The following is a 26,655-nucleotide window of genomic DNA, read 5'->3' as shown; positions in this document are numbered from 1 at the left end:
TGTGTCACACGGCGGAAACAAACCCATCGTTCTCACCTCGATATCCGGGTAATCGTGAGCAACCGTTGATTTAACGGTCATTTCGCGCAGCATTGCGGCAATACCGGTTTCCTACCTTGAAGTCATCCAGATTTCAGGAGGGCCGCTTTGAAGACGCTGACGCGTAATCGCGACATCGAGCACTGGGATGCCGAGGACATCGACGCCTGGGAAGCCGGTGGTAAGGACATCGCGCGCCGCAATCTGATCTGGTCGGTCTTCGCCGAGCACATCGGCTTCTCGGTCTGGACCATCTGGTCGGTCATGGTGCTGTTCATGCCCGCCGACGTGTTCCACATCGACACCCCGGGCAAGTTCTTCCTGGCCGCGGTGCCGACCCTGGTCGGCGGCGTCATGCGGATTCCGTACACCGTGGCGACCGCGAAGTTCGGCGGCCGCAACTGGACCATCGTCAGCGCGCTGGCGCTGCTGATCCCGGTGCTGCTGACGCTGTTCTTCATCAACCGCCCGGGCACCTCGTACACGACGTTCCTGATCATCGCGGCCTTCGCGGGCCTGGGTGGCGGCAACTTCTCCTCGTCGATGTCCAACATCAACGTCTTCTTCCCGCAGCGGCTCAAAGGCTGGGCGCTGGGCATGAACGCCGGCGGCGGCAACATCGGCGTCCCGGTGATCCAGCTGATCGGCCTCGCGGTCATCGCCACCCTGGGCAACGCCTACGGCAACGCCTCGATCGTGTGCGGTATCTACCTGGTGCTCATCGTGATCGCGGCCCTGGGCGCGGCGCTGAACATGGACAACGTCAAGAATCAGAAGGCCGACCTGTCCTTCATGATCACCGCGCTGAAGGTGCCGCAGTCCTGGGCCATCGCCTTCCTGTACATCGGCACCTTCGGTTCGTTCATCGGTTACAGCTTCGCCTTCGGCCAGGTGCTGCAGATCAACTTCAAGGCCGGTGGCGCCACCGCCGCCGATGCCGTGCTGCACGCCGCCTCGATCGCCTTCATCGGCCCGCTGCTGGGTTCGCTGGCCCGCCCCTACGGCGGCAAGTGGGCCGACCGGATCGGCGGCAGCCGGGTGGCGCTGTACATGTTCGGCTGCATGACCGCGGCGACCGCCCTGGTCGCGACTGCCAGCGCTATCGGGGACAACGCGGGCCGCCCGACCGGCGGCGTGCTGACCGCCATGATCGTCGGCTTCGTCGCGCTGTTCATCATCTCCGGCCTCGGCAACGGCGCGGTCACCAAGATCATCCCTTCCGTGTTCGAGGCGAAATCCCGTGGCATCCAGGGTGATTCGGCGACTCGCTCGGCATGGGCGCAGAACTGCTCGGGTTCGCTCATCGGCTTCGTCGGCGCCATCGGCGCGCTCGGCGGCGTGGGCATCAACCTGGTGCTGCGCTCCTCGTACTCCGCCACCGCCTCGGCCACCACCGCCTTCTGGGTGTTCATGGCCTTCTACGTGGTCTGCGCCGCGGTCTGCTGGACGGTCTTCGTCCGCCGCCCGAGCCTGCGCGCCCGCTCTTCCGACCCCGATGTCGTGGTCGAGGCCGAAGCCCTCGTGCTCGAGGCCGAAGCCGCACCGTCCACCTCCTCGGCCCGGGCCTGACCCGTTCCCCATCTCGAAAGGACTGTCATGACGAACACAGTCGAACGTAAGACCGCGGTTGTCGTCGGCCACGGAATGGTGGGACACCGGTTCGTGGAGGCGCTGCGCTCCCGCGACGAGGCGAACGCCTGGCAGGTCATCGTGCTGAGCGAGGAACCGCTCGCCGCCTACGACCGGGTGGGCCTGTCCTCCTACGTCGGGGTGTGGGAGAGCTCGGCGCTGGCGCTGGCCGGAAACGACTATCCCGGTGACGATCTCGTCGAGGTCCGGCTGGGCTGCAAGGCCGAGGCCATCGACAAGGCGACCCGCAAGGTCACCACCTCGGCCGGCGACATCATCGGCTACGACGCACTGGTGCTGGCCACCGGTTCGTACGCCTGGGTGCCCCCGGTGCCCGGCGGCGACGCCGCCGAATGCTTCGTCTACCGCACCCTCGAGGACCTGGACGGCATCCGCGCCACCGCCGAAGCGGCCGGTCCCGGCGCGGTCGGCGTGGTCGTCGGCGGCGGCCTGCTCGGCCTGGAGGCGGCCAACGCGCTGCGCCTGCTCGGCATGACCCCGCACGTGGTCGAGTACAACAAATGGCTGATGCCCGCCCAGATCGACGAGGGCGGCGGCGCGATCCTGGAGCAGCTGGTCACCGAGCTGGGCCTGGTCGTGCACACCGGCGTGGGCACCTCGGCCATCGAATCCCGCCCGGACGCACCGCTTTCCGAGCGGCTCGAGGTCACCTTCTCGGACGAGTCGACGCTCTCGGCCGCCATGGTCGTCTTCGCCGCGGGCATCCGTCCCCGCGACGAGATCGCCCGCACCGCCGAGATCGAGGTCGGCCCCCGCGGCGGCATCATCACCGATCTGGGGCTGCGCACCTCGGATCCGAACATCTACGCCATCGGCGAGGTCGCCGCCATCGAGGGCGTCTGCTACGGCCTGGTCGCCCCCGGGTACAGCACCGCCGAGGTGGTCGCGGACCGCCTGCTCGGCGGCGCGGGGGAGTTCCCCGGCGCGGATCTGTCCACCAAGCTCAAGCTGCTGGGCGTGGACGTGGCCAGCTTCGGCGACGCGCACGCCAAGACCGAGGGCGCGCTCTCGGTGGTGCTGCACGACGCCGCCAAGGGCACCTACGCCAAGCTCGTCGTCTCCGATGACGCCCAGACGCTGCTCGGCGGCATCCTGGTCGGCGACGCCACCCAGTACTCGGCGCTGCGTCCCCTGGTGGGCCGCCCGCTCCCGGCCGAGCCCGCGGCGCTGATCTCGCCCGCCGGTGCGGAACTGGGCGCGGACGCGCTGCCGGACGACGCGCAGATCTGCTCGTGCAACAACGTCTCCAAGGGCGCGATCTGCGGCGCCATCGCCGACGGCGCCTGCGACGTGCCCGCGGTCAAGAGCTGCACCAATGCCGGAACCTCTTGCGGCGGTTGCGTTCCCATGCTCAAGAAGCTGCTCGAGCAGTCGGGTGTGGCCCAGTCCAAGGCGCTGTGCGAGCACTTCTCGCAGTCGCGCGCCGAGCTGTTCCACATCGTGCAGTCCACCGGCATCCGCACCTTCTCGGGCCTGATCGCCAAGCACGGCACCGGCACCGGCTGCGACATCTGCAAGCCGACCGTGGCCTCGATCCTGGCCTCCACCTCGAGCGATCACATCCTGGACGGCGAGCAGGCCGCGCTGCAGGACACCAACGATCACTTCCTGGCCAACCTGCAGAAGAACGGCACCTACTCGGTGGTGCCGCGCATGCCCGGCGGTGAGGTGACCGCCGATCAGCTCATCACCATCGGCCAGGTCGCCAAGGAATTCGACCTGTACGTCAAGGTCACCGGCGGTCAGCGCATCGACCTGTTCGGCGCGCGCGTGGAGCAGCTGCCGCTGATCTGGCAGCGCCTGGTCGACGTGGGCATGGAATCGGGCCACGCGTACGGCAAGTCGCTGCGCACGGTGAAGTCCTGCGTCGGCTCGACCTGGTGCCGGTACGGCCAGCAGGACTCGGTCGGCATGGCCGTGCTGCTCGAAAAGCGTTACCGCGGTTTGCGTTCCCCGCACAAGATCAAGCTGGCCGTCTCGGGCTGCGCGCGCGAATGCGCCGAGGCCCGCGGCAAGGACGTCGGCGTCATCGCCACCGAGCACGGGTGGAACCTGTACGTCGGCGGCAACGGCGGCCTGACCCCCAAGCACGCGGTGCTGCTGGCCGGCGAGCTCGACGACGCGACCCTGATCAGCTACATCGACCGCTACCTCATGTTCTACGTCCGCACCGCGGACCGCCTGCAGCGCACCGCGCCGTGGCAGGAGGCCCTCGAGGGCGGGCTGGACTACCTCAAGGCCGTGGTGTGCGAGGACAGCCTGGGCATCGCCGAGGATCTGGAAGCCGCCATGGAGCGCCACGTGGCCGGCTACCAGGACGAGTGGGCGGCCGTGCTCGAGGACGAGGGCAAGCTCTCGCGCTTCGTGTCCTTCGTCAACGCCCCGGAGGAGTCCGATCCCACCATCGGCTTCGACGACAGCGGCGAACGCAAGGTCCCGGTGCTGCTGGGCCTGCCCGCCGTACCGGTTACGCCGGCTTCCTGACCAGCGCCGCGACCGGGACTGTGACGAAGCAGTTCCGGTCGCCACGTCGGGGAAATGACCGCTTAACCGCATGGAAACAGGACGTCGGTACCAATAGGTCAGGACGTTCGGAGGAGAGTTACCGATGACCGTGATCGACACACCAGGCACCGCGACCAGCGTTACCGGCTGGACCCCGGCTTGCCGATTGGATTACCTCATTCCCGGCCGCGGCGTGGCGGTGTTGCTGAAGGGCGGCCAGCAGGCCGCTCTGTTCCTGCTGGCGGACGGAACCCTGTACGCCGTGGGCAATATCGATCCGTTCGGACGGGCTGCGGTGATGTCGCGCGGCATCGTCGGTGACCGAGCGGGGGTGCCCGTGGTGGCCTCTCCGCTGCTCAAGCAGGCGTTCTCGCTGATCGACGGGCGCTGCCTGGACGACGACGGCGTGGCGCTGCCGGTCTACGCCGTCCGCGTGGTCGATGGTGTTGTCGCACTGTCGAATTCGGCGCTGGAGTTTCCCGGATCCCCGGACGGTCCGGCATGACCGAGGTCGACGCGGGTACCCCGCTGGCCGGCTTCACGATCGGGATCACCGCGGCGCGCAGGGCCGATGAACTGGGCACCCTGCTCGCTCGCCGCGGCGCCAATATCGTTACCGCACCGGCGATTCGAATCATTCCACTGGCCGACGACACCGAACTCGAGCGCGTCACGCGCCAGCTGGTGGCCGATCCGCCGCAGATCACCGTCGCCACCACCGGCATCGGCTTCCGCGGCTGGATGGAGGCCGCCGAGGGCTGGGGCCTGGCCGAGGACCTGCGCGCCACCCTGGCCTCGACCCGCATGCTGGCCCGCGGTCCCAAGGCCAAGGGCGCGATCCGCGCCGCCGAGCTGCGCGAGGAGTGGTCGCCCGCCTCCGAGTCCTCCGCCGAGGTGCTCGATCACCTGCTGGCCCAGGGCGTCGAGGGCGTGCGGATCGCGGTGCAGCTGCACGGCGCGACCACCGAGTGGGAACCGGTTCCGGACTTCTGCGAGGTGCTGCGCTGCGCGGGCGCGGACGTGGTGCCGGTGCCGGTCTACCGCTGGACCCCGCCGCAGGATCGCACACCCATGGATCGCCTCATCGAGGCCATCGTCACCGCCGGCATCGACTGCGTGACCTTCACCAGCGCGCCCGCGGTGGCCTCGCTGCTCATGCGCGCCAAGGAAACCGGGCTGCTCGAGCCGGTGTTGCACGCCCTGCGCGGGCGGGTGCTGGCGGCCTGCGTCGGCCCGATCACCGCGGCTCCGCTGGAGGAGCTGGGCGTCTCGACCTCCATGCCGGGCCGTGCCCGCCTGGGTGCGCTCGCCCGGCACGTGGCCGAGGAACTGCCCCGGCGCGCCAATCGAATTCAGGCCGCCGGGCACATCCTGAGCGTGCGCGGCGCGTGCGTGGTGGTGGACGGGCAGGTCCGCCAGCTCGCCCCCGCTCCGATGGCGCTGATGCGCTCGCTGGCGCGTCAGCCCGGCCGGGTGGTCTCGCGCGAGGATCTGCTGGCGGCGCTGCCCGGTGGCGGCGACGACACGCACGCGGTGGAGACCGCCATCGCGCGCCTGCGCGCCGGTCTGGGCACGCCCAAGGCCATTCAGACGGTGGTCAAGCGCGGCTACCGGCTCGCGCTGGATCCGGCCGAATGCATCGACAATTCGCGCCCCGTGGTCAGTGCGCCCGCGGCTCCCGTGGCGCGACAGCCTTTTCCGCCGCGCACCTCGAACTTCGCCCGGCAGGATCTGCCCGGCCGCGGTCCGTCCGCGCGCCCGGCCGAGCCCCCGGTGACCGGGGCCGCCCGCCCCGCGCATCCGGCCCCGCCGGTGAGCGGATCCGGGGTTCCGGTACGCGCCACCCGGCCCGCACCGGTCGCGGGGGCGTGGTGAACGCCCCGGCCCTGGTGCTGGTCGCACACGGCACCAGGAGCACCCGGGGTGTGCAGATGATCGCCGCGCTCGCCGAGGCGGTGTCGCACGAGCTGGCCGCGCGGGCGTCCGATGCCGCATTCGGGGCGGCATCGGGGCCCGCGCGTGACTCGCTGGTGCGCACCGCGTTCGTCGACGTGCTCGGCCCCTCACCGGCCGAGGTGCTCGGTGATCTGGGATCGGTTCCCGCCGTGGTGGTTCCGGCCTTCCTGGCCTCGGGTTACCACGTCTATCAGGATGTGCCGCGCGAGGTGGCGGCGAGCGCGCACGACGCGGTCGCGGTCACCCCGGCGATGGGCCCGGATCCGGCGCTGGCGGCGGTCATGCGCATGCGTTTGCGCGCGGCCGGCTGGCGGCCCGGTGACGCGGTGGTCTTCGCCGCCGCGGGTTCCTCCGATCCCCGTGCGCGCCAGGACGTCCGGCGGGCGGCCGGGCTGCTCGCGGAGCAGATCGGCGCCCCGGTCCGGCTGGCCTACATCGCCACCGGCGAGCCCCGGGTGCCCGAGGTGGTGGCCGAACTGCGGGCCGCGGGCGCGCAGCGCGTCTTCATCGCCTCGTACCTGCTCGCGCACGGGCTGTTCCACGAGCGCCTGCACGCGGCGGGCGCGGACGGGGTGGCCGAACCCATCGGCGTGCATCCCGCCATCGTCAGTTTGCTGATCGATCGCTACCTGACCGGCGCCGAACAGGTGACCGCCGTTCGCGCGGCCTGATCGAATCGCCTGAATCTCCGATTGTTGGTGCTTTCCGCGGTGCCGTGGCACTGTGCGAGAAGTAAATTCGATAACGCTCGGAGGCTCCCTGGTGAAAAAGCTCGTTGTGACAGCAGGTTTGATCGTGGGTTGTGCCGCGGGGTCTTTCGCCCCCGCCGCGGCCGCGCCCGCGGTGGATCCCTGGGATCCGCTGGCCGCCTGCAAGATCACCGGACTCACCGACTCGGACTGCAGCGGGCAGACCCTGGCCGAGGATCCGGCCACGGCGACCAGCCCGATGGCGGGCTTCGGCTATTCAGGTTCCGCCGCGCGCACCAACTGATCGCGCTCGGCGCTGTCACTTACGGGCCGGTCTCCGACGGGAGACCGGCCCGTTGCGCGTCGCGGGCGGATTCCGGGCCGCGGGCGTCCCGCTGAGCGAGCCTGTGCCGCCCGTACCGCCCCCGATCCGGCCAGGATGGCCGCATGTCGGTCGAACACCCTGCCCGCCGTGCCGGACTCGCCTCCCAGGCCGCGGTGCGCGCCCGGAACAAGACCGCGTGGCTGGCGCTGTTCGCCGCCGATGCCCGGGTAGAGGATCCGATCGGCGTCTCGCCCTACGATCCGGTGGGCGCGGGCCACGCCGGCCCGGAGGCCATCGCGGCCTTCTGGGAGCTGGCGATCGCGCAGAGCGTCATCGACTTCCGGATGACCGATTCCTTCGCCTGCGGGCAGGAGGTCGCCTTCGTCGGGACCATTCGCAGCGAGCGGGACGGCCGGGCCGTGGAAGTGGACGGTGTGTTCACGTACCGGGTGAATTCGGCGGGCCTGATCGTGGCGCTCCGCGCTTTCTGGGAATTGAAACAAGCGCGAATCACATTGTTGCCGAATTAGTCTCGCTGTGAATTTGCCGGCGTCTGCAGTGCCGGATACCAGATATCGGTGAGCACGGTCGCCGCCTCGTCCGCGGAGACATCGATGGTGCCCTGCATCGCCCAGCGCGTGAAGAACCGCTCGAGCTGGGCCACCAGCAGTTCGATACGCAGCCGCGCCTCGTCCTGGCGATCGGCCGGCCAGCGCGAGAGATACGCGGTCATCACGTTGGGTACCGCGAGAATGCCCTCGCGCGCCACCTCCCGGAACTCGGGTTCCAGGGCCGTGGCCTCGTCCCAGGCGGGCAGTAGATCCTTGTACTCCTGGAACCAGTCGATGGAGCGCCGCATCCAGGCCGCGAACTCGGTGCGCGAGCCCGATTCCAGCACGTGGTCCAGGTCCTCGTAGAAGTACTGCACGCTCGGCAGCGCGCCCTGTTCGGCGATCGCGCGCAGCACATCGGATTTGCCGTTGAAATGCAGATAGAAGGTCGCCCGGCTGCATCCGACCGCCGCGGCGATGTCGTCCACCCGGATCGGCGCGTACCCCTGGGTCGTGAACAGCCCTTTCGCGGCCTCGATGAGGCGGGTGCGCGTCAGGCGCTTCTGCTCGTCGCGCAGCGAGGTGCGCCGGGTGCTCGGTGCCGCCGCGGGCACGGTCTCGGGTGCCGGTTCGGTCTGCATGGGTGTTCGGCCGCCTTGGTCGGATGCTTGAAAGCCATCGGTGTGATGGCCTTTTCCGCTGCTCGAGTCTACGTCTGTCCGGGTCACGCCCCCGATAGTAGACGTTTGTAGATTCACTAGACACCATGTCTAGCGACTGCTAGCGTGTGTGTCACATCACGTCCGGCAGGGGATTGTGACCCAATTCCGGAACAGCCGAAGCAGGAGAAGTAATTGACTACCCGAGAGTTGCCCAGGGTGTGCGTCATCGGCGCGGGCCCGTCCGGCATCACCGCCGCCAAGCGCCTCGCCGAGTACGGCATCCCGTTCGATTGCTACGAGGCCTCCGACGAGGTCGGCGGCAACTGGTACTTCAAGAACCCGAACGGCATGTCGGCCTGCTACCAGAGCCTGCACATCGACACCTCGAAGTTCCGGCTGGCCTTCGAGGACTACCCGGCCCCGGCGGAATGGCCGGACTTCCCGCATCATTCGCAGTTGCACGAGTACTTCCGGGACTACGTCGATCATTTCGGCATCCGGGACCGAATCATCTTCAACACCAAGGTGATCGGCGCCAAGCGGGACGCCGCGGGCCTGTGGGTGATCACCACGGACACCGGGCGCACCGAGACCTACGACGTACTGCTGGTCTGCAACGGCCACCACTGGGATCCCCGGATGCCGGACTACCCCGGCGAATTCGACGGCGTCCTCATGCATTCGCACGCCTACAACGACCCGTTCGACCCGATCGACATGCGCGGCAAGCGCATCGTCGTGGTCGGCATGGGCAATTCGGGGCTCGACATCGCCAGCGAGCTGTCCCAGCGCTTCATCGCCTCGAAGTTCTTCCTGTCCGCCCGGCGCGGGGTCTGGGTGCTGCCCAAGTACGTCAACGGCAAGGTGGGCGACAAGTCCTCGTTGCCGCCGTGGATGCCGCCGAAGCTGGGTCTCAAGCTCAAGCAGCGATTCGTGGTCAAGAACCGCGGCAACATGGAGGACTACGGCCTGCCCAAGCCCGATCACCTGCCGTTCGAGGCGCACCCCTCGGCCAGTGAGGAGTTCCTGCACCGGGCCGGGTGCGGCGACATCGACTTCAAGCCGGCCATCACCCGCCTGGACGGCGACCGCGTGCACTTCGCGGACGGCAGCGTGGAGGAGGTCGACGTGATCGTCTGCGCCACCGGCTATCACATCTCCTTCCCGTTCTTCTCCGAGCCGGACCTGGTGCCCGACTCCCGGAACCGGATCCCGCTGTACCGGCACATGATCAAGCCCGGGGTGGACAATCTGTTCTATCTCGGTCTGGCGCAGCCGATGCCGACGCTGGTGAACTTCGCCGAACAGCAGTCCAAGCTCATCGCCGCCTACCTCACGGGCAACTACCACCTGCCCTCGGACGTGGAGATGAACGAGGCGATCCGCATGAACGAGCAGGCCCGCAGCGGGCGCTACTACGATTCGCCCCGCCACACCATCCAAACCGAATTCGAGCCCTATGTAAGGGATTTGGAGCGAGAGATGGCCCGCGGCGCGAAGCGCGCCGCGGCCGAGAACTACGCGTTGCCCGTCCCGCCGCGTGCGGCCGCGCGGGTCTGAGGGGATATCGATCATGACTGTGGTTTCGGGCTATTGCTCCGATGAATTCGCCGCCGTGCGAGCGGCTTTCACCGAACAGGTGGAGTCCGGCGCGGAATTGGGCGCGTCGGTGTGCGTCGTGGTGGACGGCGAACCGGTGGTGGATCTGTGGGGCGGCCACGCCGACCCGGAACGGACCGTGCGCTGGGGTGCGGACACCCTGGTCAACACCTTCTCCATCACCAAGACCATGACGGCGCTGTGCGCGCTGCTGCTGGTCGATCGCGGTGAGCTGGACGTCTTCGAGAAGGTGGCGCACTACTGGCCGGAGTTCGCGGCCGGCGGCAAGGGCGATATCGAAGTGCGGCACCTGCTCTCGCACACCTCCGGGGTGTCCGGCTGGGAAGCGCCCATCGAGATCGCCGACATCTACGATCTGGGGCCGTCCACCGCGCGGCTGGCCGAGCAGGAGCCCTGGTGGGAGCCCGGCAGCGCCTCGGCGTATCACGCGCTGAACTACGGGCATCTGATCGGCGAGCTGGTGCGGCGCATCACCGGGCGCACCCTCGGGCAGTTCTTCGCCGCGGAACTGGCGGGCCCGCTGGGGGCTGATTTCCACATCGGCACCGGCCCCGAGCATTTCGATCGCATCGCGACCCTCATTCCGCCGGAGTTGCCGGAGTTCGATCAGTCGCTGCTGCCGCAGGACAGCGTCATGTACAAGACGCTGTTCCAGCCGCTGCTGGACTTCGCCGAATGCGGGCGGCCCGGCTGGCGGCAGGCGGAGAACGGCGCGGTCAACGGTCACGGCAACGCGCGGTCCATCGCGCGGGTGCAGTCGCTCATCAGTAACGGCGGGGAGCTGAGCGGCCGGAAGTTCTTGTCGGCCAAGACCATCGACCTCATCTTCGAGCAGCAGGCCGAGGGGGTCGACCTGGCGATCATGCTGCCGCTGCGGTTCGGCATCGGCTACGGCCTGCCGCAGGCGCAGACCGCGCCGACCGTGCCCGACGGCCGGGTGTGCTGGTGGGGCGGCCTCGGCGGGGCCATGGTGGTCAACGACCTGGATCGACGGATCACCTTCGCCTACGCCATGAATCGCATGGCCACCGGCCTGATCGGCTCCGAACGCGCCGACGCCTACCTGAACGCCACCTTCCGCTGATGTTCGCCTTCACCACCCGAGGATTGATCCATGACGCAAGCCGTTGACCTCCAAGCACTCGCGGCGCAGATCGCCGCGAAGCTCACCGGACCGGGCGGGCCGTTCGAGATGACCGTCGAGCCGGTGCTCGGCGCGACCATTCCGGTGTTCCGGAACCGCCGCCGCTCGCTGCTCGAGGTGCTCGACGATTCGCGAGCGCTGGGTGACCGCGACTATCTGGTCTCCGGGGACACCCGGGTGACCTTCGCCGAGCATCACGCGGCGGCGGGCGCGCTGGCCGCCGCCCTGGCCGGGCGCTACGGCATCGGCAAGGGTGATCGCATCGGCATCCTGGCGGCCAACACCCCCGAATGGGTGCTGACCTTCTGGGCCGCGCAGCGGCTGGGCGCGATCCCGGTCGGCTACAACGCCTGGTGGGCGCCGCAGGAGATCACCTACGGCCTCGCGCACACCGAGCCGAAGGTCGTGATCGCCGACGCCAAGCGGGCCGCGCTGCTCGCCGAGAGCGGTGCGAGCGTGCCGGTGCTCACCATGGAGACCGATCTGCCCGCGCTGGTCGCCGAATTCGCCGGCGAGCTTCCGGAAACCACCGTGGGCGAGGACGATCCGGCCTGCATCCTGTACACCAGCGGCACCACCGGCCGCCCCAAGGGCGTGGTGCACTCGCATCGGAACATGGTGGCGGTCAGCGACTATCACCGCTTCACCGACGCCCTGGCCGCCGGCTTCCGCGGCCTGCCCTGGGACGGTTCGCCCACCAGCCGCCGCTTCCTGACCACCTCGCCGCTGTTCCACATCGCGAGCCTGCACAACCTGGTGATCCCGCGCCTGCGCACGGGCGATGCCGTCATCTTCCAGACCGGCGCGTTCGAGGCGGAGCGGGTGCTCGGCCTCATCGAATCCGAGCGCATCACCAACTGGGGCGCGGTGCCCACCATGGCCAGCCGCCTGCTGGACGCGGACCTGGAGCGGTACGACCTCACCTCGCTCGCGGCGTTCTCGCTCAATGCCGCGCCGTCCTCGCCCGCCCTGCAGGCCCGTCTGCGCGAGCGCCTCCCCGTGGCGCAGGTCGCCCTGACCACCAGCTACGGCTGCACCGAGAGCGGCACCGCCGCGACGGTGGCCACGCCGCCCGAGCTGGCGGCCCGGCCGGAGACCGTGGGCCGCCCCATCATCGGTGTGGCGGTGGAGATTCGCGATCCCGAGGGCACGGTGGTGCCGGACGGTGTCGAGGGCGAGATCTGCATCCGCAGCGCCTACGTCATGCTCGGCTACTGGAACGACGACGTCGCCACCGGCGCGAGCATCGACGAGAACCGCTGGCTGCGCACGGGCGACTTCGGCTTCCTGTCCGAGGGCCGGCTGCAAATGGCCGGGCGGCGTTCGGATCTGATTCTGCGGGGCGGCGAGAACGTCTATCCCACCGAGATCGAGAACGCCCTGGACGAGCATCCGCTGGTGCAGGAGTCCGCCGTGATCGGCGTCCCGCACGAGGATCTCGGGCAGGAGGTGGCCGCCGTCGTGGTGGTGGCCGATCCGGAAGCGGTCACCGTGGACGAACTGCGGGACCACGTGGCCAAGCGCCTGGCCTACTTCAAGGTGCCCGCGCGCTGGCTCGTCACCGCGGATGCCCTGCCGCGCAACGCCACCGGCAAGGTGCTGCGCCGAGAACTGTCCGTGGGGGAGTGAAAGACCATGTACGACATCCTCATCAAGGGCGGGCGCTGGTTCGACGGCACCGGCGCGCCGTCGGCCGTGCGCGATATCGGCATCCGTGACGGCCGGGTCGCCGATATCGGCAGCGGCCTGGACGACTCCGGCTGCGGCCGCGTCATCGACGCGGCCGGGCAGTGGGTGATGCCCGGCATGCTGGACATCCACACCCACTACGACGTGGAAGTGCTGCTGGACCCGTCGCTGTCGGAGTCGGTGCGGCACGGCGTGACCACGATCCTGCTCGGTTCGTGCTCGCTGTCCACCGTGCATGTCGACGGTCCCGACGCCGGAGATCTGTTCGGCCGGGTGGAGGCCATCCCGCGCAAGCACGTGGTGGAGGCGATGGACGGGCTCAAGACCTGGCAGAGCGCGCACGGCTATGTGGCGGCGCTCGAGTCGCTGCCGCTGGGCGCGAATCTCGCGGCGTTCATCGGGCATTCGGATATTCGCGCCGCGCAGATGGGTCTGGATCGCTCCACCCGGCCCGATGTGCGGCCGACCGAGGCCGAGCTGAAAGCCATGGAGCACAAGCTCTCCGAGGCCCTCGATGCGGGATTCGTGGGGATGTCGTCACAGCAGTTGCTGTTCGACAAGCTGGACGGCGAGGTGTGCCGTTCACGCACCCTGCCCTCGACCTACGCCACGGCCAAGGAACGCCGACGGCTCAATCGCATTCTGCGCGAACGTAATCGGGCGCTCCAGGGTGGTCCCGACGTGCCGCGCCCGCAGAGTCTGATCGCCATGGTGGCCAGTTCGCTGGGTATCGGGCGGCCGAATCTGAAGGTCAGCCTGCTCTCGGCCGCCGATATCAAGGCGATTCCGGGTGTGGTGCACATCTTCCCGCTGCTGGCCAAGATCGTGAACCGGCTCGGCGGCAACTTCCGCTGGCAGCATCTGCCGGTCCCGTTCGAGGTCTACTCCGACGGCATCGACCTGCCCGTCTTCGAGGAGTTCGGTTCCGGCGCGGCGGCTCTGCACCTGTCCAACCAGCTCGACGAGCGGCGCGACCTGCTGGCCGATCCGGAGTACCGGCGCTGGTTCCGCAAGGACTACGACAAGAAGTACGGTCCGCGCGTATGGCACCGCGACTTCTTCGACGCCGAGATCACCGAATGCCCCGACGCGAGTGTCATCGGGAAGACCTTCGGGCAGGTCGGCCTCGACCGGGGTGGTCTGCACCCGGTGGACGCCTTCCTGGATCTGGTGGTGGAGCACGGTCCCAAAGTGCGCTGGCACACCACCATCTCCAATCACCGTCCCGAGGTCCTCGATCGGCTGGCCGCGGATCCCGGTGTGCAACTCGGGTTCTCGGACGCCGGCGCGCATCTGCGCAATATGGCCTTCTACAACTTCGGGTTGCGGCTGCTCGAGCGCGTGCACCGCGCCGAACAGGCGGGCACGCCGTTCATGACCGTCGAGCACGCCGTGCACCGTCTCACCGGTGAGCTCGCGGACTGGTACGACCTGGATGCCGGACATCTGCGCGCGGGCGATCGCGCCGACGTGGTGATCGTGGATCCCGCCCGGCTCGACGACTCCCTCGCGGCCTACGCCGAGAGCGTGGTGCCCGAGTACGACAACCTCTCCCGCATGGTCAACCGCAACGACGCCACCGTCACCGCGGTGCTCGTCAACGGCGAGTACGTCTTCGGCCGCGGCGAGAAGTCGCCGCACCTGGGCGAGCGGCGCACCGGCCGGTTCCTGCGCGCGGGACGGCGCTGACCCGGCTTCGGTTCAGGCAACGAAATCCACTGATCAGCATTAGTTTCCGGTTCGGGCGTGCGTTGGGCGCACGCCCGGACCGCGGGAAGAGAGCGCAATGAGCACTGCGAGATTCGGCGGCAAGGTAGCCGTCGTGACCGGCGCCGCCTCCGGCATCGGTTCGTCACTGGCCACCGCCCTGGTCGCCGAGGGCGCTTCGGTGATCGGCCTGGACATCGACGAGCAGGGATTGGGAAAGAAGGCGGCCGAGCTCGGCGACTCGTTCGTTCCCGTGACCGCCGACGTCACGGCCGAGGCACAGGTGGCCGCCGCGATAGGCGTCGCGGCGGAACGCTTCGGTCGTCTCGACGCGGCGTTCAACGTCGCGGGTGGATCCCGGATCGGCGCGATCACCGATATGGCGGAGTCCGACTGGGATTTCACCGTCGATCTGGTGCAGAAGAGTGTCTTCCTGTGCACCAAGCACGAGGCCCGCCTGATGCGCGACAGCGGCAACGGCGGTGCGATCGTGAACATCTCGTCGCTGGACGGCCGCATCCCCATGCCCGGCGGCAGCCCCTACGCCACCGGCAAGGCGGGCGTGGTGATGTTCTCCAAGAACGCCGCCCTGGAGTTGGCGCCCCACCGCATCCGGGTGAACTCGGTCCTGCCCGGCCTGGTGGACACCCCGCTGGTGGCGGCGGTCATGGCGTACGAGCCCGCGAAACAGATGTTCCTGGAGCGCATTCCGCTGGGCGTGGCGGCGACGCCCGAGCAGATCGCCGAGCCCTGTCTCTTCCTGGCCTCGGATGGCGCTTCCTACATCACCGGTACCGAACTGGTGGTGGACGGCGGCTGGGAGATCAGCAACTTCCCGAATCTGGCGAAGCTCGCCGGGAGCTGATCGGAGTCGTCGCGGGGGATCGGCCGTGTGCCGATTCCCCGCACCGCGCGGCCTCACGCCCGATGCCGCCCCCGCAACCGATGAAGGTTGCCCACCGGCACCCGCCGAAACTCGCGCCCGTTCGCGAAGACCGCAGACACCTCCCGGCCCCCGCGCGCCGGCTCCCGGGTGTCAGCCGTCCCCATCCAGGCGGCGAACACCACAGCGGCACAGCAGAATCCGACAACGACAAGCTCGACCACACCCGCCATGTGAATACCTCCTCGGCTCCGGTGCGCCGCTACCGGTAGAACCGCCCCCGTGCGGCCAACGTCCGCCGCCCCCGCTCGGTGATCTGCCACACCCCCACCCCACCCCGCATCCGTCCGAGGATGAGCCCCCGCGCGCTCAGCTTGGACACCGCGTTGCGCGTCCGCCAGGCGGTCAGCGCCGCCGCGTCCGCAAGACTCTCGACCGTGAGAAGCCCACCCGGGTCGAGCGATTCGAGTACCGCGATCTGTGCCTTGTCGAGCCTGCTGGTGAATGTCATGGGACAACGATGGGCGGCGATCACTCCCACCGGGACGACTGCGGTGAGGTGACGAAAGTTGCGCGAAACCCCAGATAGCGTTGCGAAATAAGCCCTAGAATTGGCGCATTGCGCAACAGAACTCGGTCGCATGGTGCAACGGGGGAGGCAAGCGTGACCAGTGGTGGCGAGACAACGGATTCGAGTACCACGTTGCCACGCAGGCAGCTCGGACGGTTCCTGCGTGAGGCGCGCGAAGGGGCAGGATTTACGGTGGAGCAGGCCGCCGGGTTGATGGAGTGGAACAAGTCGACCCTCAGCCGTCTCGAACGCGGGCTGACCGAGAAGGTGAGAGCCCGAGATGTGCTGGGGCTCTGCGAGATATACGGACTCGATGACGACCGCACCGCCGCCGCCAAGGCGCTCGCCGAGCAGAAGCCGGGCAAATCCTGGTGGCATGCCTACGTAGATCTCATGCCCGCGCAAATAAACATGCTGGTCAGGTTGGAGTCCGGCGCGAGATTCTTGACGATCTATCAGCCGCTGATCGTTCCCGGTCTATTCCAGACCGCCGACTACTCGCGTGCGCTGGATCGCACCTACTTTCCGGGTGACTCCGACGCGGAGCTCGATCGCCGGGTGGAGCTGCGTGCGCAGCGCCAGAACATGATCCTGCGTCAGCGCAAGCCGGTGGAAACGAAGGTGGTGCTGCACGAGTCGGTGCTGCGGACGGTGGTCGGCAATCGTCGCGCGATGGCGGCTCAGCTTCGGCACATCGCCGATCTCGGTGCTCGCGAGAACATCGAGGTGCGAGTGCTGTTGTTCGGTGCTGGTTTTCCCGTGGGTATGCCCTTGACGCCGTTCTTCATTTACCAGTTCGGCAGGGACGCTCGGGGGAAGCTGGTCGAGCCGACAATCGTGTTTTCTGAAAGCCTGGCCGGGGCGATGTACTTCGAGCGGCAATCGGAGGTTCAGCTCTACCGGGACGCCTTCGACACCGTGCAGCGCGCCACCCTGGATGTCCGCCCGAGCCGCGACCTGATTCGGGAGTTAGCAAGGGAGTACGACATTGAGCGTTGAATCGGAACGTACCGAGTGGTTCAAGTCCACCTATAGTGCCGGAGGTCAGGAATGCGTAGAGGTCGCCTTCCATTCCGGTGGCGGGGTAGGCGTGCGTGATTCGAAGGATCCCGGCGGTCCGGCGTTGACCTTCGGTTCGCGAGCCTGGGACGCGTTCACCGCTGCATTGCGCGCCGGGAACTTCGGGTAGCCGGGGCGGCGGCTCACCGGTCGTTCACCGAGCGTTCGTGTTGACGCAAGGTGGGAGAGGCAATCTCTACTGGTGGGTGTGCGGGCCCCATCGCACATCTCTACCGATCGAATCGGCCGGAGTTCGCGATGACTGAAACGCCTGTCGCACATGCCTCGAACCCGTCCTCGGGGCTCAGCCCCGATGTTCAGGTCGCCCTGCAGCGGGTCACCACCCGCCTGAACACCGAATTCACCGAACTGGTGGCCGCCGAGACCGTGGACGCCACGGTGCAGTCGGCCTACGAGTACATCGCCAGGGAAGCGAAGGTGGAAGCCTTCCTGCCGCTCCTCGCCGAGCGTATCGCCCGAAAAAGACTGCGGGAGAGCATGACCTGAGCAGCACGCGAAACCTGACGCGCGGTACGCGGCGGTGTGGTGTACGAACCCCCGTCGGGTATCGCGCTTTTTCGTGTAAGCGCCGAAAAGTGTCGTGCTCGGCGGCTAACGTCAAGGAGGTGGGACACGGCGGGGATGACTCAGGGCGGATCGGTTCTCTACGAAGAGATTTCGATGTCATGTTGGATGCGTGCTGGGAGGAGGTGGAGGGGACCGCCTCGGGGGAGTTGCTGGCGGCACTGCATGATCCGGGGTTGCGGGAACGTCGTATCGACGCGCTGCACTATCTCGAGACGCTGCTCATGCGCGATCTCAGTGTGGCCAAATTGCGGGAGGCGGGTCGCGCCGAGCGGGCCGAATTAGCCGATATGTGGCATCGCACCGAGAGTTTGCGCCTGACCGCGATGGCGCTGGTGCGCGCGGAGGAGCATCCGCTGCGGCGTGAGGGCCCCAAGGGATTCGAGCAGGTGTGCGGCTGGCTGGTGGGGCTGCTGCTGCCGCGCGAATACGAGGCCGCGTTCGGTGAAGCCTCGCTGGAATGCGGTCTGGCTCCCGAACGCACACGGCTCCCCTCGCACGATTGGTGGGCCTGGGCCGTGCGCTACGGCTGGCTCGTGGACACCTCCGGTCCCGCTGCCACACAACTACTTTCACTGCACCAGGACGCTTTCGTCGAGCGGGTACGCCGGGTCATCGCCGGTGAGAACGTTCCCGGATCGGACGATCCCGCGGTGGTGGAGCGCTGGGAGCGCGCGTTCAAGGGCATCGAGGAGGAATTGCGCGCGGATCTCGAAGCCGCGCTGGCCGTGGCGCGGGAGGCGCGTGGCGCGTCCTTCGAACTCGCGCTCACCTGGGTCGCCGAACTCTACGAGGAACTCGCCGATCTGCGCGTGCAGCGCCGGGCGGCGGTGCGGCGCTGTATCGCGATGAAGGACGAGGTCGCGGGCCGCGTCAACGCCGCCACCGATTCGGTGCGCGAGTGGTGCTGCGCCGCGGCGGCCGATCGTATCGCCGAGGAGCACGCCGACCTGTGGGCGCGGGTGCGCACCGTCGTGTGGGAGCACCGGAGCACCTGGGAACGTGCGGGATTCACCTTCACCGTGGACGGCAGCGCGCTCGCCGATCGCCTGCGGCTGGCGGTTCGCGAACATCCGGTTCATCATTCCGCGAGCGACCTGTCCTCCGGCGCGATACCGGTGGTGACTCCCGCGTCCGGTCCGGGCGTGCTCGCCGTGGCCACCGATGCCTCCGGATTCGGCCCGGTGGGCGGCTACGCCTGGGTGACCGCCGACGGCCGCAGCGGCGGCGGCAAATGCGTGGACGGGAAGTCCTCGGTGGAATCCGAGCTCATCGCCATCTGCGAAGCCGCGCTGGCGCCCGAGCTGTCGGATCGCCGGCTGCGCATACTGTCCGATTGTGATCAGGCGGTCGAAGCCGTGAACGCCGCGCTGCGCAATCGCACGGCCAATACGCTCCCGTTCTCGGTGTCCGCCGCCGTCCAGGAGTACGTGCACCGGGCGATCGGGCGCACGATTCCCTTCAGCGCCAAATGGATAGCGGGCCACGACGGCCACCCCCTCAACGAGGAGGCACACCGCCTGGCCCGCGCTGCCCGCTGGTAGCGGCTACCGCTTGGGTGGCAGCACCGGGGAGTCCCAGGCGCGGGCGAAGCGCCGCTTGTCCACCGCGTTGGTCTCCTTACTGCGGTAGACCACGTACGGCCGCACCAGGTAGCCGATCGGCGCGCTGAACATGTGCACGAGCCGCGTGTACGGCCAGACGCCGATGAGCGTGATGACGATGAGGCCGTGCGCCTGGAAGGTCCACGGCGTGCCCACCATGAGTTCGGGCTCCGGATGCGCGGTGAAAAGGCTGCGGAACCACGGCGATACGGTCTCGCGGTAGTTGTACGTGCCCCACAGCAGGTTGCTGCCCACGGTGTTGAGCAACCCGGTGATGAGCGCGCCCGCGAGCAACGCGTACATGAATTTGTCATTGGTGGTGGTCGCCTGCCGCACGGCGGAGACCGTGAAGCGCCGGTACAGCAGGATGGCGATGCCGAGGATGACCGCGACGCCCGCGACGGTGCCGGCCGATACCGCGACCACGTGATACAGGTGGTCGGAGATGCCGATGGCCGCGGTCCACGATGCCGGAATCAGCACGCCCAGCACATGTCCGCCGATCACCCCGAGCATGCCGAAGTGGAACAGCGGGCTGCCCAGGCGCAGCAGCCGCGATTCGTAGATCTGCGAAGACCTTGTGGTCCAGCCGAATTGGTCGTTGCGATACCGCCACAGATGGCCCAGCACGAAAGAGGTGAAGGCGATGTAGGGCAGGGTCATCCACAGGGTGCTGGTCATCGGCGGCCTTCCGCTCCGGTGAAGGACAGGGGATCCATGGCGAACGGCTCCAGGCCGACTTCTTCCTCGGGCGGTCCCTGCGCGGCGAGTTCGGCGATGCGCCTGCGGTCGGCGGTGGTGACCGGCGGCAGCGTGGCGGTGACCGCGGCCAGCACGCCGGAATAGGGGGATCCGCTGTCGGACAGGGACAGTCGCAGCAGTTCGAGTACGGGGACGTGCTCGCCCAGCAGGCGCTCGCCGCCCACCGGATCGACGGTGGCCGCGAATTCCAGCAGCACCGGCAGGAAGTCGGGCAGTTCCTCGTCGCCGAGTTCCATGCCCGCGTGCCGGTAGGCGTGTTTGAAGCGCAGTAGCGCCATGCCGCGCTTGCGGGTGTCGCCGTACGCGTAGTAGCTCAGGTGCAGGCTGGCGCGCCGGCGCATGTCGAAGGTCTCGACATACTCCTGCGCCAGCGCGATGGGCGCACCCGAGCGCAGATGCTCGATGATCGGTTCCAGGTGTACACGCACCGAGCTCGGCAATTCGCCCGCGGCATCGGCCAGTTCGCCGATGAATTCGAGTGCCTTGACGCTCGGGTAGTCCAGCAGCAGCGCGCACAGTCGCCACACCAGTCGCCGGTCGCGATCCGAGAGCGCGACGGCCGGTTCGGGCCGGCGGCGGAGTTTGAGCAGGTTCACGGCGTCACTCCGGCCTGGAGGGATGACGCGGTCGCGTCACCCGGGCCGCTCGCGATCGGGCGATCGGCCCGGGCGTTCGGGTAGTCCAGCGCCAGCGCGCCCAGTCGCCAGGCCAGCCGGGAATCGTGCTGGGCGATCGGTGCGGCCGATGCGGTGCGGCGGCGCAGGGTGAACAGCTTCATCGGGCCGCTCCCGCCGGGAGCGTGGATTCGGGTTCGTTCGCGCCGCCGTTGCCGTTGGCCGCGGACCCGTTGTGCCCGTTGCCGTTCGAGCCACCGCCGTGCGAACCGTTGCCGTGCGAACCGTTGCCGTTGCCGTTGCGCCCCGGCAGCAGCCCGGAGGCGTTCTTGCCGTCCCAGTTGAGCAGATTGATGCGCGTGGACTTCTCGTCCGGCGCCGCGCCATTGGTATCGGTGAGGTGGAACTTCTCCGCCATCACGTCGAAGGCCGTCATGCCCGGCCCGCCATCGGTATCGAGACTGCAGCCGGTGGCGAGTGAATCCAGTTCGTGCGCACGCGAAGTCGCACCCTGCGGAATCACGTACCGGTGCTCGTACTTGGCGATGGCCAGCAGCCGGTACATGGCCTCGATCTCCTCCGGCTCGAGGCCCACCGAATCCGGAATGGTGAGATCGGGTTCCTGGCCGAGGTTGATCGAGCGCATGAACGAGCGCATGCCCGCGAGGCGTTGCAGCGAGGAGCGCACCGGGCCGAGTTCACCGGCGGTGAAGAGTTCGGCCAGGTATTCCAGGGGGATGCGCAGCGCGTCGATAGCCCCGAAGAGGTTGTCGACGTTCTCCCCGTCGTGCCCGGTCTCGGACAGCACGTCCACCACCGGCGACAGCGGCGGCACGTACCAGACCATCGGCATGGTGCGGTATTCCGGATGCAGCGGCAACGCGATCTGGTAGTCGACGATGAGCTTGTAGCACGGCGAATCCTGAGCCGCCTGAATCCATTCCGGTGAGATACCGGCCGCTTCGGCCTCGGCGATCACGCGCGGGTCGTGCGGATTGAGGAACACCCCCAGCTGCGCCGGGTACAGGTCCTTGTCGTCCTTGACCTCACACGCGGCCTGCACGGCATCGGCGTCGTACAGCATGACGCCGATGTAGCGCAGGCGCCCGACGCAGGTCTCCGAGCACACGGTCGGAATTCCGACCTCCACGCGCGGGTAGCAGAAAGTACATTTCTCCGCCTTGCCCGTCTTGTGGTTGAAGTAGATCTTCTTGTACGGGCAGCTGCTCACGCACTGCCGCCAGCCGCGGCACTTGTCCTGATCGACGAGCACGATGCCGTCTTCGGAGCGCTTGTAGATCGCGCCGGACGGGCACGCGGCCGCGCAGGAGGGATTGAGGCAGTGCTCGCAGATGCGCGGCAGGTAGAACATGAAGGTCTCCTCGAATTCGAGTTTGACCTTGTCCTCCAGCTTGCCCAGCAGCGGATCCTTGGCGACCTGCTCGGGTCCCGAGCCCAGTGAGTCGTCCCAGTTGGCGCCCCAGGTGACCTTGGCGTCCTCGCCGGTGATGAGCGACTTCGGCTTGGCCACCGGGCTGGTGTCCATGGCCGGGGCCGAGAGCAGATTCTCGTAGTCGTAGCTCCACGGGTCGTAGTAGTCCGAGACCGTGGGCAGGTCCGGGTTCGCGAAGATGTTGAGCAGGCGCTTCATCCGCGAGCCGGACTTGAGGGTGAGCTTGCCCTTCTTGTTGAGGGTCCACCCGCCCTTCCACTTCTCCTGGTCCTCGTAGCGGCGTGGATAGCCCTGTCCCGGACGGGTTTCCACGTTGTTGAACCAGACGTACTCGGTGCCGCCGCGGTTGGTCCACGCCTGCTTGCAGGTGACCGAGCAGGTGTGGCAGCCGATGCACTTGTCGAGGTTCATGACCATCGCGAGCTGTGCCATGACGCGCATGTCAGTACTCCACTTCCTGCGAGCGCTTACGAATCGTCGTCACTTCGTCGCGCTGATTTCCGGTGGGGCCGTGGTAGTTCAGCGCGAAGGACTGCTGGGCGTAACCACCGATGAGATGCGAGGGCTTGATCATGATGCGGGTGAGCGCATTGTGAATGCCGCCGCGTTTGCCGCGACCCTTGAAGTCGTCGGGCTTGTCGGCGCCGTTGCCGTTCGAGCCGTTGCCGTTCGAGCTGTGGCCGTTGGAACCGTTGCCGCCCTTGCCGTTCGAGGCGACGGGCGGCCCCTCGATACGCGGCACGTTCACCGTGCGGTCCTGGGCGTGGTACATGAACACCGTGCCCTCCGGCATGCGGTGCGAGACGATCGCCCGGGCGACCACGACGCCGTTGCGGTTGACCGCCTCGATCCAGTCATTGTCCGCGACACCGATTTTCGCGGCGTCGACATTGGACATCCAGATGGCCTGACCGCCGCGCGAGAGCGTGAGCATGTGCAGGTTGTCCTGGTACGCGGAGTGGATCGACCACTTGGAGTGCGGCGTCAGATAGCGCACGGTCACGCCGCCGTGCTCGTTCACCGAGCCGATGCCGGGCTCGCTGAACAGCGCGGTCATGTCCAGCGGCGGCCGGTAGATCGGCAGCTGTTCGCCCAGTTCGATCATCCAGTCGTGATCGAGGTAGAAGTGCTGGCGGCCGGTCAGGGTGTGCCACGGCTTGAGTCGCTCGGTATTGATGGTGAACGGGGAGTACCGGCGGCCGCCGGTCTCGCTGCCCGACCATTCGGGCGAGGTGATGACCGGTACGGGCCGGGCCTGGGTGTCCGCGAAGGTGATGCGCTTGCCCTCGTGTTCGGCCGCCAGGTCCGCCAGCTTGGTGCCGGTGCGCTCCTCGAGATCCTCGAAGCCCTCCACGGCCAGTCGCCCGTTGGTGGTGCCGGACAGCGCCAGGATGGTCTCGGCGGCGTGCGTGTCCTTGGCCAGCGACGGACGCCCCTGCGCCACACCGGAAACCACGGCGCCGTTCTGGCCGCGCAGGTATTCGACTTCCTCGGTGGGATGGGTGACCACGCCCTTGGTGGTCAGGCCCATGGTCTCCACCAGCGGCCCGAGGGCGGCCATCTTCTCCGCAACCGCGGGGAAATTCCGTTCCACCACAACGAGTTTGGGCATCGTCTTACCCGGAATGGGCTCGCATTCGCCCTTCTTCCAGTCCAGCACGCGCCCGCCGGCCTGGGCCAGCGCGTCGGCGGTGTCGTGCTGCAGCGGCACCGCCACGATGTCCTTGCGGACGCCGAGGTGCTTCTCCGCGAGCCACGAGAAGCCGCGCGCGATGCGGTGGAAGGCGTCGAAGTCGGTGCGGGTCTCCCACGGCGGGGAGATGGCCGGGGTGAAGGCGTGCACGAAGGGGTGCATGTCGGTGGAGGAGAGATCGTGCTTCTCGTACCAGGTGGCGGCGGGCAGCACGATGTCGGAGTACATGGTGGTGCTGGTCATGCGGAAGTCCAGGGACAGCAGCAGATCCAGCTTGCCGGTGGCCCCCTCCTCGCGCCAGACGAGTTCCTGCGGCCGCACGCCGGTGGCCTCGCCGGTCTGCAGGTTGGAGTCCGCGCCCAGCAGATGCTTGTGGAAGTACTCGTTGCCCTTGCCCGAGGAGCCGAGCAGATTGGCGCGCCACACGGTGAGCACGCGCGGGAAGTTCTCCGGGGCGTCGGGGTCCTCGCAGGCGAAGCGCAGCTCACCGGACTTCAGCCCGTCGACCACGTACTCGGCCGCGCTCTTGCCCGCGGCCTCGGCCTCGTCGGCCAGGTCCAGGGGATTGCGGTTGAGCGTCGGGTAGGACGGCATCCAGCCCAAACGCGTCGCGAGCGCGATGTTGTCGGCGGCGGTGCGCCCGGCGAACTCGCCCTTGGCCAGCGGGGAGGCGAAGGCCTCGGAGGTGAAGGGGTCGTAGCGCCACTGATCGTTGGTCAGGTACCAGAACACGGTGCCCTGCATCTGACGCGGCGGGCGCTGCCAGTCTAAGCCGAAAGCCATTGTGGCCCAGCCGGTTACCGGACGGCACTTCTCCTGGCCCACGTAGTGCGCCCAGCCGCCGCCGTTCACGCCCTGGCAGCCGGTGAGCAGCGTCAGGGTGAAGAAGGCGCGGTAGATCTGGTCCGAGTGGAACCAGTGGTTGGTGCCCGCGCCCATGAGGATCATGGAGCGGCCGCCGGATTTATCGGCGTTGTCGGCGAATTCGCGAGCGATGCGCGCCGCCTGCACCGCGGGGACGCCGGTGATCTGTTCCTGCCAGGCCGGTGTGTACGGCTCGCTGGGATCGTCGTACCCGGTAGGCCAGCTGCCGGGCAGCCCCGATCGCGCTACCCCGTATTGGGCCAGCAACAGGTCGAACACCGTCGTCACCCGCTTACCCGCCACGACGGTGGTCGGCACACCGCGCGTGAGGACGCCCGCGGTGGGCTCGTCGAAGCGGGGGAACTGCACGGCCGCAGCGTCGTCGGTGCGACCGTGCAGAGTCAGGAGGGGATCGACGTCCCCGAGGTCCAGGTTCCACTTGCCCTTGCCCGCTTCGGTGAAGCGGTCGCCGAGGGATCCGTTGGGCACCTGGGGATTCGCGTCGCCGTCCAGCAGGACCGGTTTGAATTCCACACCTTCGCCGGTCCGACCGAGATCGGCGGCGGTGAGGAACTTGCCCGGTACCGCGACGCCGTCCTTGTCCTCGAGCGTGATGAGGTACGGCAGGTCGGTGTAGCGCTTGATGTAGTCGTCGAAGCGCTCGGTGCGCTTGGCGACGAAGAACTCGTTCAGCACGACGTGGCCCATGGCCATGGCGAGCGCGGCGTCGGTGCCGGGGCGGGCGGGCATCCACTCGTCGGCGAACTTGGTGTTGTCGGCGTAGTCCGGGGAGACCACCACGACCTTCTGGCCGCGATACCGGGCCTCGGTCATGTAGTGCGCGTCCGGGGTTCGGGTCACCGGGACGTTGGAGCCCCACATGATGAGGTAGCCGGCGTCGAACCAGTCCGCGGATTCGGGCACGTCGGTCTGATCGCCGAAGACCTGCGGCGAGGCCACCGGCAGGTCGGCGTACCAGTCGTAGAACGACAGCATGGAGCCGCCGATCAGCGAGATGAAGCGTGCGCCGACGGCATGGCTGACCATGGACATCGCCGGAATCGGGGAGAAGCCGGCGACGCGGTCGGGGCCGTACTTCTTGATGGTGTGCACGTGGGCGGCGGCGGCCATCTCCGCGGCCTCCCACCACTCGGCGCGCACGAAGCCGCCGCGACCGCGAGCGGACTTGTAGGACTTCGCCTTCGCGGGATCCTCGACGATGGACTCCCACGCCAGCACCGGATCCTTGAGCCGGGTCTTGGCCTCGCGGTACAGCTCCAGCAGCACGCCGCGCACATACGGGTAGCGGATGCGCGCGGGGGAGTAGGTGTACCAGGAGAACGACGCGCCGCGCGGGCAGCCGCGGGGTTCGTATTCGGGCTTGTCCGATCCCACCGAGGGGTAGTCGGTCTGCTGCGACTCCCAGGTGATCACGCCGTCCTTGACGTAGATCTTCCAGGAGCACGAACCGGTGCAGTTCACACCGTGCGTGGAGCGCACCACCTTGTCGTGGGACCAGCGATCACGATAGAACTCGTCGGCCTCGCGTCCGCCCACCTGATGCAGGGTGCGCAAATCGCCGGAAACCTCACCGCGATTGAAGTACTTTCCCAGTCGAAGAAGTGCATCCGCGGAGGAAGTTCCGGTATGCGAGTTAGCCATGACGCCCCCATCGAGTGAGAAAAACCGGGCTGCTGGCTCGACTGTAGGGACGTCATTGCGGGCATCAAAACCATGTTCTCACAGTGCGCGATGGCCGATGGTGAGTTGTGAGATCGCCGCAACCTCACGGTCACTGCGCGATAGCGGCGATACCCCCGATGATCTGGCGTGACCTGCGGTTACCGCGGGTGAACCGCTGAAATGCCGCCCGTTCCAGGGGTTCCGGAGTGGTCACGGTGATGCTTTGGAAACGGCTGGTTCTCCGGCGGTTTACATTTGTTAACACGTTTCGGAAGGGGACCTGTACGCGATTTTCCGCCAACCCGGCTACCGTGTCGCGCTTACGGAGTGGCGTGGATTACTCATCG

23 protein-coding genes are annotated in these 26,655 nt (G+C 67.9%); 16 read left to right on the top strand and 7 right to left on the bottom strand.

Translation table 11 applies throughout. The features are described from left to right. The first annotated feature begins 147 nt into the window (after nucleotides 1–147). The 7 genes from ABZ319_RS18420 to ABZ319_RS18390 all read left to right on the top strand — a co-directional run bounded on the left by ABZ319_RS18420 (nucleotide 148) and on the right by ABZ319_RS18390 (nucleotide 7,694). Entirely contained in the window at nucleotides 148–1,608 is a 1,461-nt protein-coding gene (locus ABZ319_RS18420) for a nitrate/nitrite transporter (RefSeq protein ID WP_354987618.1), read from the top strand. A 27-nt stretch (nucleotides 1,609–1,635) separates the two neighbouring features. Then, the gene (gene nirB / locus ABZ319_RS18415) at nucleotides 1,636–4,173 is read left to right on the top strand and encodes a nitrite reductase large subunit NirB (RefSeq protein WP_354987617.1); all 2,538 of its coding nucleotides are present in this window, start codon (nucleotides 1,636–1,638) and stop codon (nucleotides 4,171–4,173) included. Between the two features lie 124 nt (nucleotides 4,174–4,297). Next, entirely contained in the window at nucleotides 4,298–4,699 is a 402-nt protein-coding gene (nirD, locus tag ABZ319_RS18410) for a nitrite reductase small subunit NirD (protein ID WP_354987616.1), read from the top strand. Continuing rightward, complete coding sequence (locus tag ABZ319_RS18405) at nucleotides 4,696–6,069, top strand: uroporphyrinogen-III synthase (RefSeq protein WP_354987615.1); 1,374 nt, start codon at nucleotides 4,696–4,698, stop codon at nucleotides 6,067–6,069. Before nirD ends, ABZ319_RS18405 begins: the two co-directional genes overlap by 4 nt. Next, entirely contained in the window at nucleotides 6,066–6,821 is a 756-nt protein-coding gene (locus ABZ319_RS18400) for a sirohydrochlorin chelatase (RefSeq protein ID WP_354987614.1), read from the top strand. The genes ABZ319_RS18405 and ABZ319_RS18400 overlap by 4 nt, the downstream gene beginning before the upstream one ends. A gap of 91 nt (nucleotides 6,822–6,912) precedes the next feature. Further along, complete coding sequence (locus ABZ319_RS18395) at nucleotides 6,913–7,143, top strand: hypothetical protein (protein ID WP_354987613.1); 231 nt, start codon at nucleotides 6,913–6,915, stop codon at nucleotides 7,141–7,143. A gap of 143 nt (nucleotides 7,144–7,286) precedes the next feature. After that, a complete protein-coding gene (locus tag ABZ319_RS18390) occupies nucleotides 7,287–7,694 on the top strand; it encodes a nuclear transport factor 2 family protein (protein ID WP_354987612.1) in 408 nt (135 codons plus the stop codon). On the opposite strand, the gene ABZ319_RS18385 is transcribed toward ABZ319_RS18390, so the two are convergent. Next, on the bottom strand, nucleotides 7,691–8,356 hold the full coding sequence (locus tag ABZ319_RS18385) for a TetR/AcrR family transcriptional regulator (protein ID WP_354987611.1): 666 nt from the start codon (nucleotides 8,354–8,356) through the stop codon (nucleotides 7,691–7,693). The two genes, ABZ319_RS18390 and ABZ319_RS18385, sit on opposite strands and share 4 nt — an antisense overlap. Nucleotides 8,357–8,569: 213 nt before the next feature. Here ABZ319_RS18385 and ABZ319_RS18380 point away from each other — a divergent pair, with 213 nt between their 5' ends. The 5 genes from ABZ319_RS18380 to ABZ319_RS18360 all read left to right on the top strand — a co-directional run bounded on the left by ABZ319_RS18380 (nucleotide 8,570) and on the right by ABZ319_RS18360 (nucleotide 15,402). Further along, nucleotides 8,570–9,937, top strand: a complete 1,368-nt coding sequence (locus tag ABZ319_RS18380) for an NAD(P)-binding domain-containing protein (RefSeq protein WP_354987610.1) — start codon at nucleotides 8,570–8,572, stop codon at nucleotides 9,935–9,937. Nucleotides 9,938–9,950: 13 nt separating this feature from the next. Then, on the top strand, nucleotides 9,951–11,081 hold the full coding sequence (locus ABZ319_RS18375) for a serine hydrolase domain-containing protein (RefSeq protein WP_354987609.1): 1,131 nt from the start codon (nucleotides 9,951–9,953) through the stop codon (nucleotides 11,079–11,081). Between the two features lie 30 nt (nucleotides 11,082–11,111). Continuing rightward, the gene (locus tag ABZ319_RS18370) at nucleotides 11,112–12,770 is read left to right on the top strand and encodes a class I adenylate-forming enzyme family protein (protein WP_354987608.1); all 1,659 of its coding nucleotides are present in this window, start codon (nucleotides 11,112–11,114) and stop codon (nucleotides 12,768–12,770) included. 6 nt (nucleotides 12,771–12,776) lie between these two features. Then, nucleotides 12,777–14,519, top strand: a complete 1,743-nt coding sequence (locus ABZ319_RS18365; protein WP_354987607.1) for a hypothetical protein — start codon at nucleotides 12,777–12,779, stop codon at nucleotides 14,517–14,519. Between the two features lie 97 nt (nucleotides 14,520–14,616). After that, nucleotides 14,617–15,402 carry an SDR family NAD(P)-dependent oxidoreductase gene (locus ABZ319_RS18360; RefSeq protein WP_354987606.1) on the top strand — a complete coding sequence of 262 codons (786 nt, stop codon included), beginning with the start codon at nucleotides 14,617–14,619 and terminating at the stop codon, nucleotides 15,400–15,402. A gap of 280 nt (nucleotides 15,403–15,682) precedes the next feature. Here the strand turns inward: ABZ319_RS18360 and ABZ319_RS18355 are convergent, their stop codons facing one another. Continuing rightward, the gene (locus ABZ319_RS18355) at nucleotides 15,683–15,931 is read right to left on the bottom strand and encodes a hypothetical protein (protein ID WP_354987605.1); all 249 of its coding nucleotides are present in this window, start codon (nucleotides 15,929–15,931) and stop codon (nucleotides 15,683–15,685) included. Nucleotides 15,932–16,084: 153 nt separating this feature from the next. Here ABZ319_RS18355 and ABZ319_RS18350 point away from each other — a divergent pair, with 153 nt between their 5' ends. The 4 genes from ABZ319_RS18350 (at nucleotide 16,085) to ABZ319_RS18335 (ending at nucleotide 19,179) form a co-directional block, all read left to right on the top strand. Beyond that, nucleotides 16,085–16,990 (top strand): helix-turn-helix transcriptional regulator, encoded by a 906-nt coding sequence (locus ABZ319_RS18350; protein WP_354987604.1) that lies wholly within the window; start codon nucleotides 16,085–16,087, stop codon nucleotides 16,988–16,990. Beyond that, nucleotides 16,980–17,180: a DUF397 domain-containing protein gene (locus ABZ319_RS18345; RefSeq protein ID WP_354987603.1), complete on the top strand. Its 201-nt coding sequence runs from the start codon at nucleotides 16,980–16,982 to the stop codon at nucleotides 17,178–17,180. The genes ABZ319_RS18350 and ABZ319_RS18345 overlap by 11 nt, the downstream gene beginning before the upstream one ends. Nucleotides 17,181–17,308: 128 nt before the next feature. Continuing rightward, nucleotides 17,309–17,557, top strand: a complete 249-nt coding sequence (locus ABZ319_RS18340; protein ID WP_354987602.1) for a three-helix bundle dimerization domain-containing protein — start codon at nucleotides 17,309–17,311, stop codon at nucleotides 17,555–17,557. Between the two features lie 179 nt (nucleotides 17,558–17,736). After that, nucleotides 17,737–19,179 carry an RNase H family protein gene (locus ABZ319_RS18335; RefSeq protein ID WP_354987601.1) on the top strand — a complete coding sequence of 481 codons (1,443 nt, stop codon included), beginning with the start codon at nucleotides 17,737–17,739 and terminating at the stop codon, nucleotides 19,177–19,179. A 3-nt stretch (nucleotides 19,180–19,182) separates the two neighbouring features. Here ABZ319_RS18335 and narI read toward each other — a convergent pair whose 3' ends face one another. Genes narI through ABZ319_RS18310 form a run of 5 tightly spaced genes read right to left on the bottom strand, consistent with a single transcriptional unit; the run spans nucleotide 19,183 to nucleotide 26,287 of the window. Continuing rightward, nucleotides 19,183–19,920 carry a respiratory nitrate reductase subunit gamma gene (gene narI, locus ABZ319_RS18330; RefSeq protein ID WP_354987600.1) on the bottom strand — a complete coding sequence of 246 codons (738 nt, stop codon included), beginning with the start codon at nucleotides 19,918–19,920 and terminating at the stop codon, nucleotides 19,183–19,185. Continuing rightward, nucleotides 19,917–20,597 carry a nitrate reductase molybdenum cofactor assembly chaperone gene (gene narJ, locus ABZ319_RS18325; RefSeq protein ID WP_354987599.1) on the bottom strand — a complete coding sequence of 227 codons (681 nt, stop codon included), beginning with the start codon at nucleotides 20,595–20,597 and terminating at the stop codon, nucleotides 19,917–19,919. The genes narI and narJ overlap by 4 nt, the downstream gene beginning before the upstream one ends. Beyond that, nucleotides 20,594–20,779, bottom strand: a complete 186-nt coding sequence (locus ABZ319_RS18320; RefSeq protein WP_354987598.1) for a hypothetical protein — start codon at nucleotides 20,777–20,779, stop codon at nucleotides 20,594–20,596. The genes narJ and ABZ319_RS18320 overlap by 4 nt, the downstream gene beginning before the upstream one ends. Beyond that, the gene (narH, locus tag ABZ319_RS18315; RefSeq protein ID WP_354987638.1) at nucleotides 20,776–22,500 is read right to left on the bottom strand and encodes a nitrate reductase subunit beta; all 1,725 of its coding nucleotides are present in this window, start codon (nucleotides 22,498–22,500) and stop codon (nucleotides 20,776–20,778) included. The genes ABZ319_RS18320 and narH overlap by 4 nt, the downstream gene beginning before the upstream one ends. 10 nt (nucleotides 22,501–22,510) lie before the next feature. Continuing rightward, a complete protein-coding gene (locus ABZ319_RS18310) occupies nucleotides 22,511–26,287 on the bottom strand; it encodes a nitrate reductase subunit alpha (RefSeq protein WP_354987597.1) in 3,777 nt (1,258 codons plus the stop codon). Nucleotides 26,288–26,655: the final 368 nt, after the last annotated feature.

Origin of the sequence: Nocardia sp. NPDC005978 (assembly GCF_040614455.1) — a bacterium.
Taxonomy (GTDB): domain Bacteria; phylum Actinomycetota; class Actinomycetes; order Mycobacteriales; family Mycobacteriaceae; genus Nocardia.
The sequence above is the reverse complement of the archived record's forward strand: the minus strand, read 5'-3'. Positions and strand labels throughout refer to the sequence as shown.

Excerpts from the sequence above, each read along its gene's own strand:
- nirB (WP_354987617.1), top strand. The coding sequence starts at position 1,636 with ATGACGAACACAGTCGAACGTAAGACCGCGGTTGTCGTCGGCCACGGA.
- ABZ319_RS18365 (WP_354987607.1), top strand. The coding sequence starts at position 12,777 with ATGTACGACATCCTCATCAAGGGCGGGCGCTGGTTCGACGGCACCGGC.
- ABZ319_RS18340 (WP_354987602.1), top strand. The coding sequence starts at position 17,309 with ATGACTGAAACGCCTGTCGCACATGCCTCGAACCCGTCCTCGGGGCTC.
- narH (WP_354987638.1), bottom strand. The coding sequence starts at position 22,500 with ATGGCACAGCTCGCGATGGTCATGAACCTCGACAAGTGCATCGGCTGC.
- ABZ319_RS18335 (WP_354987601.1), top strand. The coding sequence starts at position 17,737 with ATGTTGGATGCGTGCTGGGAGGAGGTGGAGGGGACCGCCTCGGGGGAG.
- ABZ319_RS18320 (WP_354987598.1), bottom strand. The coding sequence starts at position 20,779 with ATGAAGCTGTTCACCCTGCGCCGCCGCACCGCATCGGCCGCACCGATC.
- ABZ319_RS18375 (WP_354987609.1), top strand. The coding sequence starts at position 9,951 with ATGACTGTGGTTTCGGGCTATTGCTCCGATGAATTCGCCGCCGTGCGA.
- ABZ319_RS18385 (WP_354987611.1), bottom strand. The coding sequence starts at position 8,356 with ATGCAGACCGAACCGGCACCCGAGACCGTGCCCGCGGCGGCACCGAGC.
- ABZ319_RS18360 (WP_354987606.1), top strand. The coding sequence starts at position 14,617 with ATGAGCACTGCGAGATTCGGCGGCAAGGTAGCCGTCGTGACCGGCGCC.
- ABZ319_RS18355 (WP_354987605.1), bottom strand. The coding sequence starts at position 15,931 with ATGACATTCACCAGCAGGCTCGACAAGGCACAGATCGCGGTACTCGAA.
- ABZ319_RS18405 (WP_354987615.1), top strand. The coding sequence starts at position 4,696 with ATGACCGAGGTCGACGCGGGTACCCCGCTGGCCGGCTTCACGATCGGG.
- ABZ319_RS18390 (WP_354987612.1), top strand. The coding sequence starts at position 7,287 with ATGTCGGTCGAACACCCTGCCCGCCGTGCCGGACTCGCCTCCCAGGCC.
- ABZ319_RS18370 (WP_354987608.1), top strand. The coding sequence starts at position 11,112 with ATGACGCAAGCCGTTGACCTCCAAGCACTCGCGGCGCAGATCGCCGCG.
- ABZ319_RS18310 (WP_354987597.1), bottom strand. The coding sequence starts at position 26,287 with ATGGCTAACTCGCATACCGGAACTTCCTCCGCGGATGCACTTCTTCGA.
- narI (WP_354987600.1), bottom strand. The coding sequence starts at position 19,920 with ATGACCAGCACCCTGTGGATGACCCTGCCCTACATCGCCTTCACCTCT.
- nirD (WP_354987616.1), top strand. The coding sequence starts at position 4,298 with ATGACCGTGATCGACACACCAGGCACCGCGACCAGCGTTACCGGCTGG.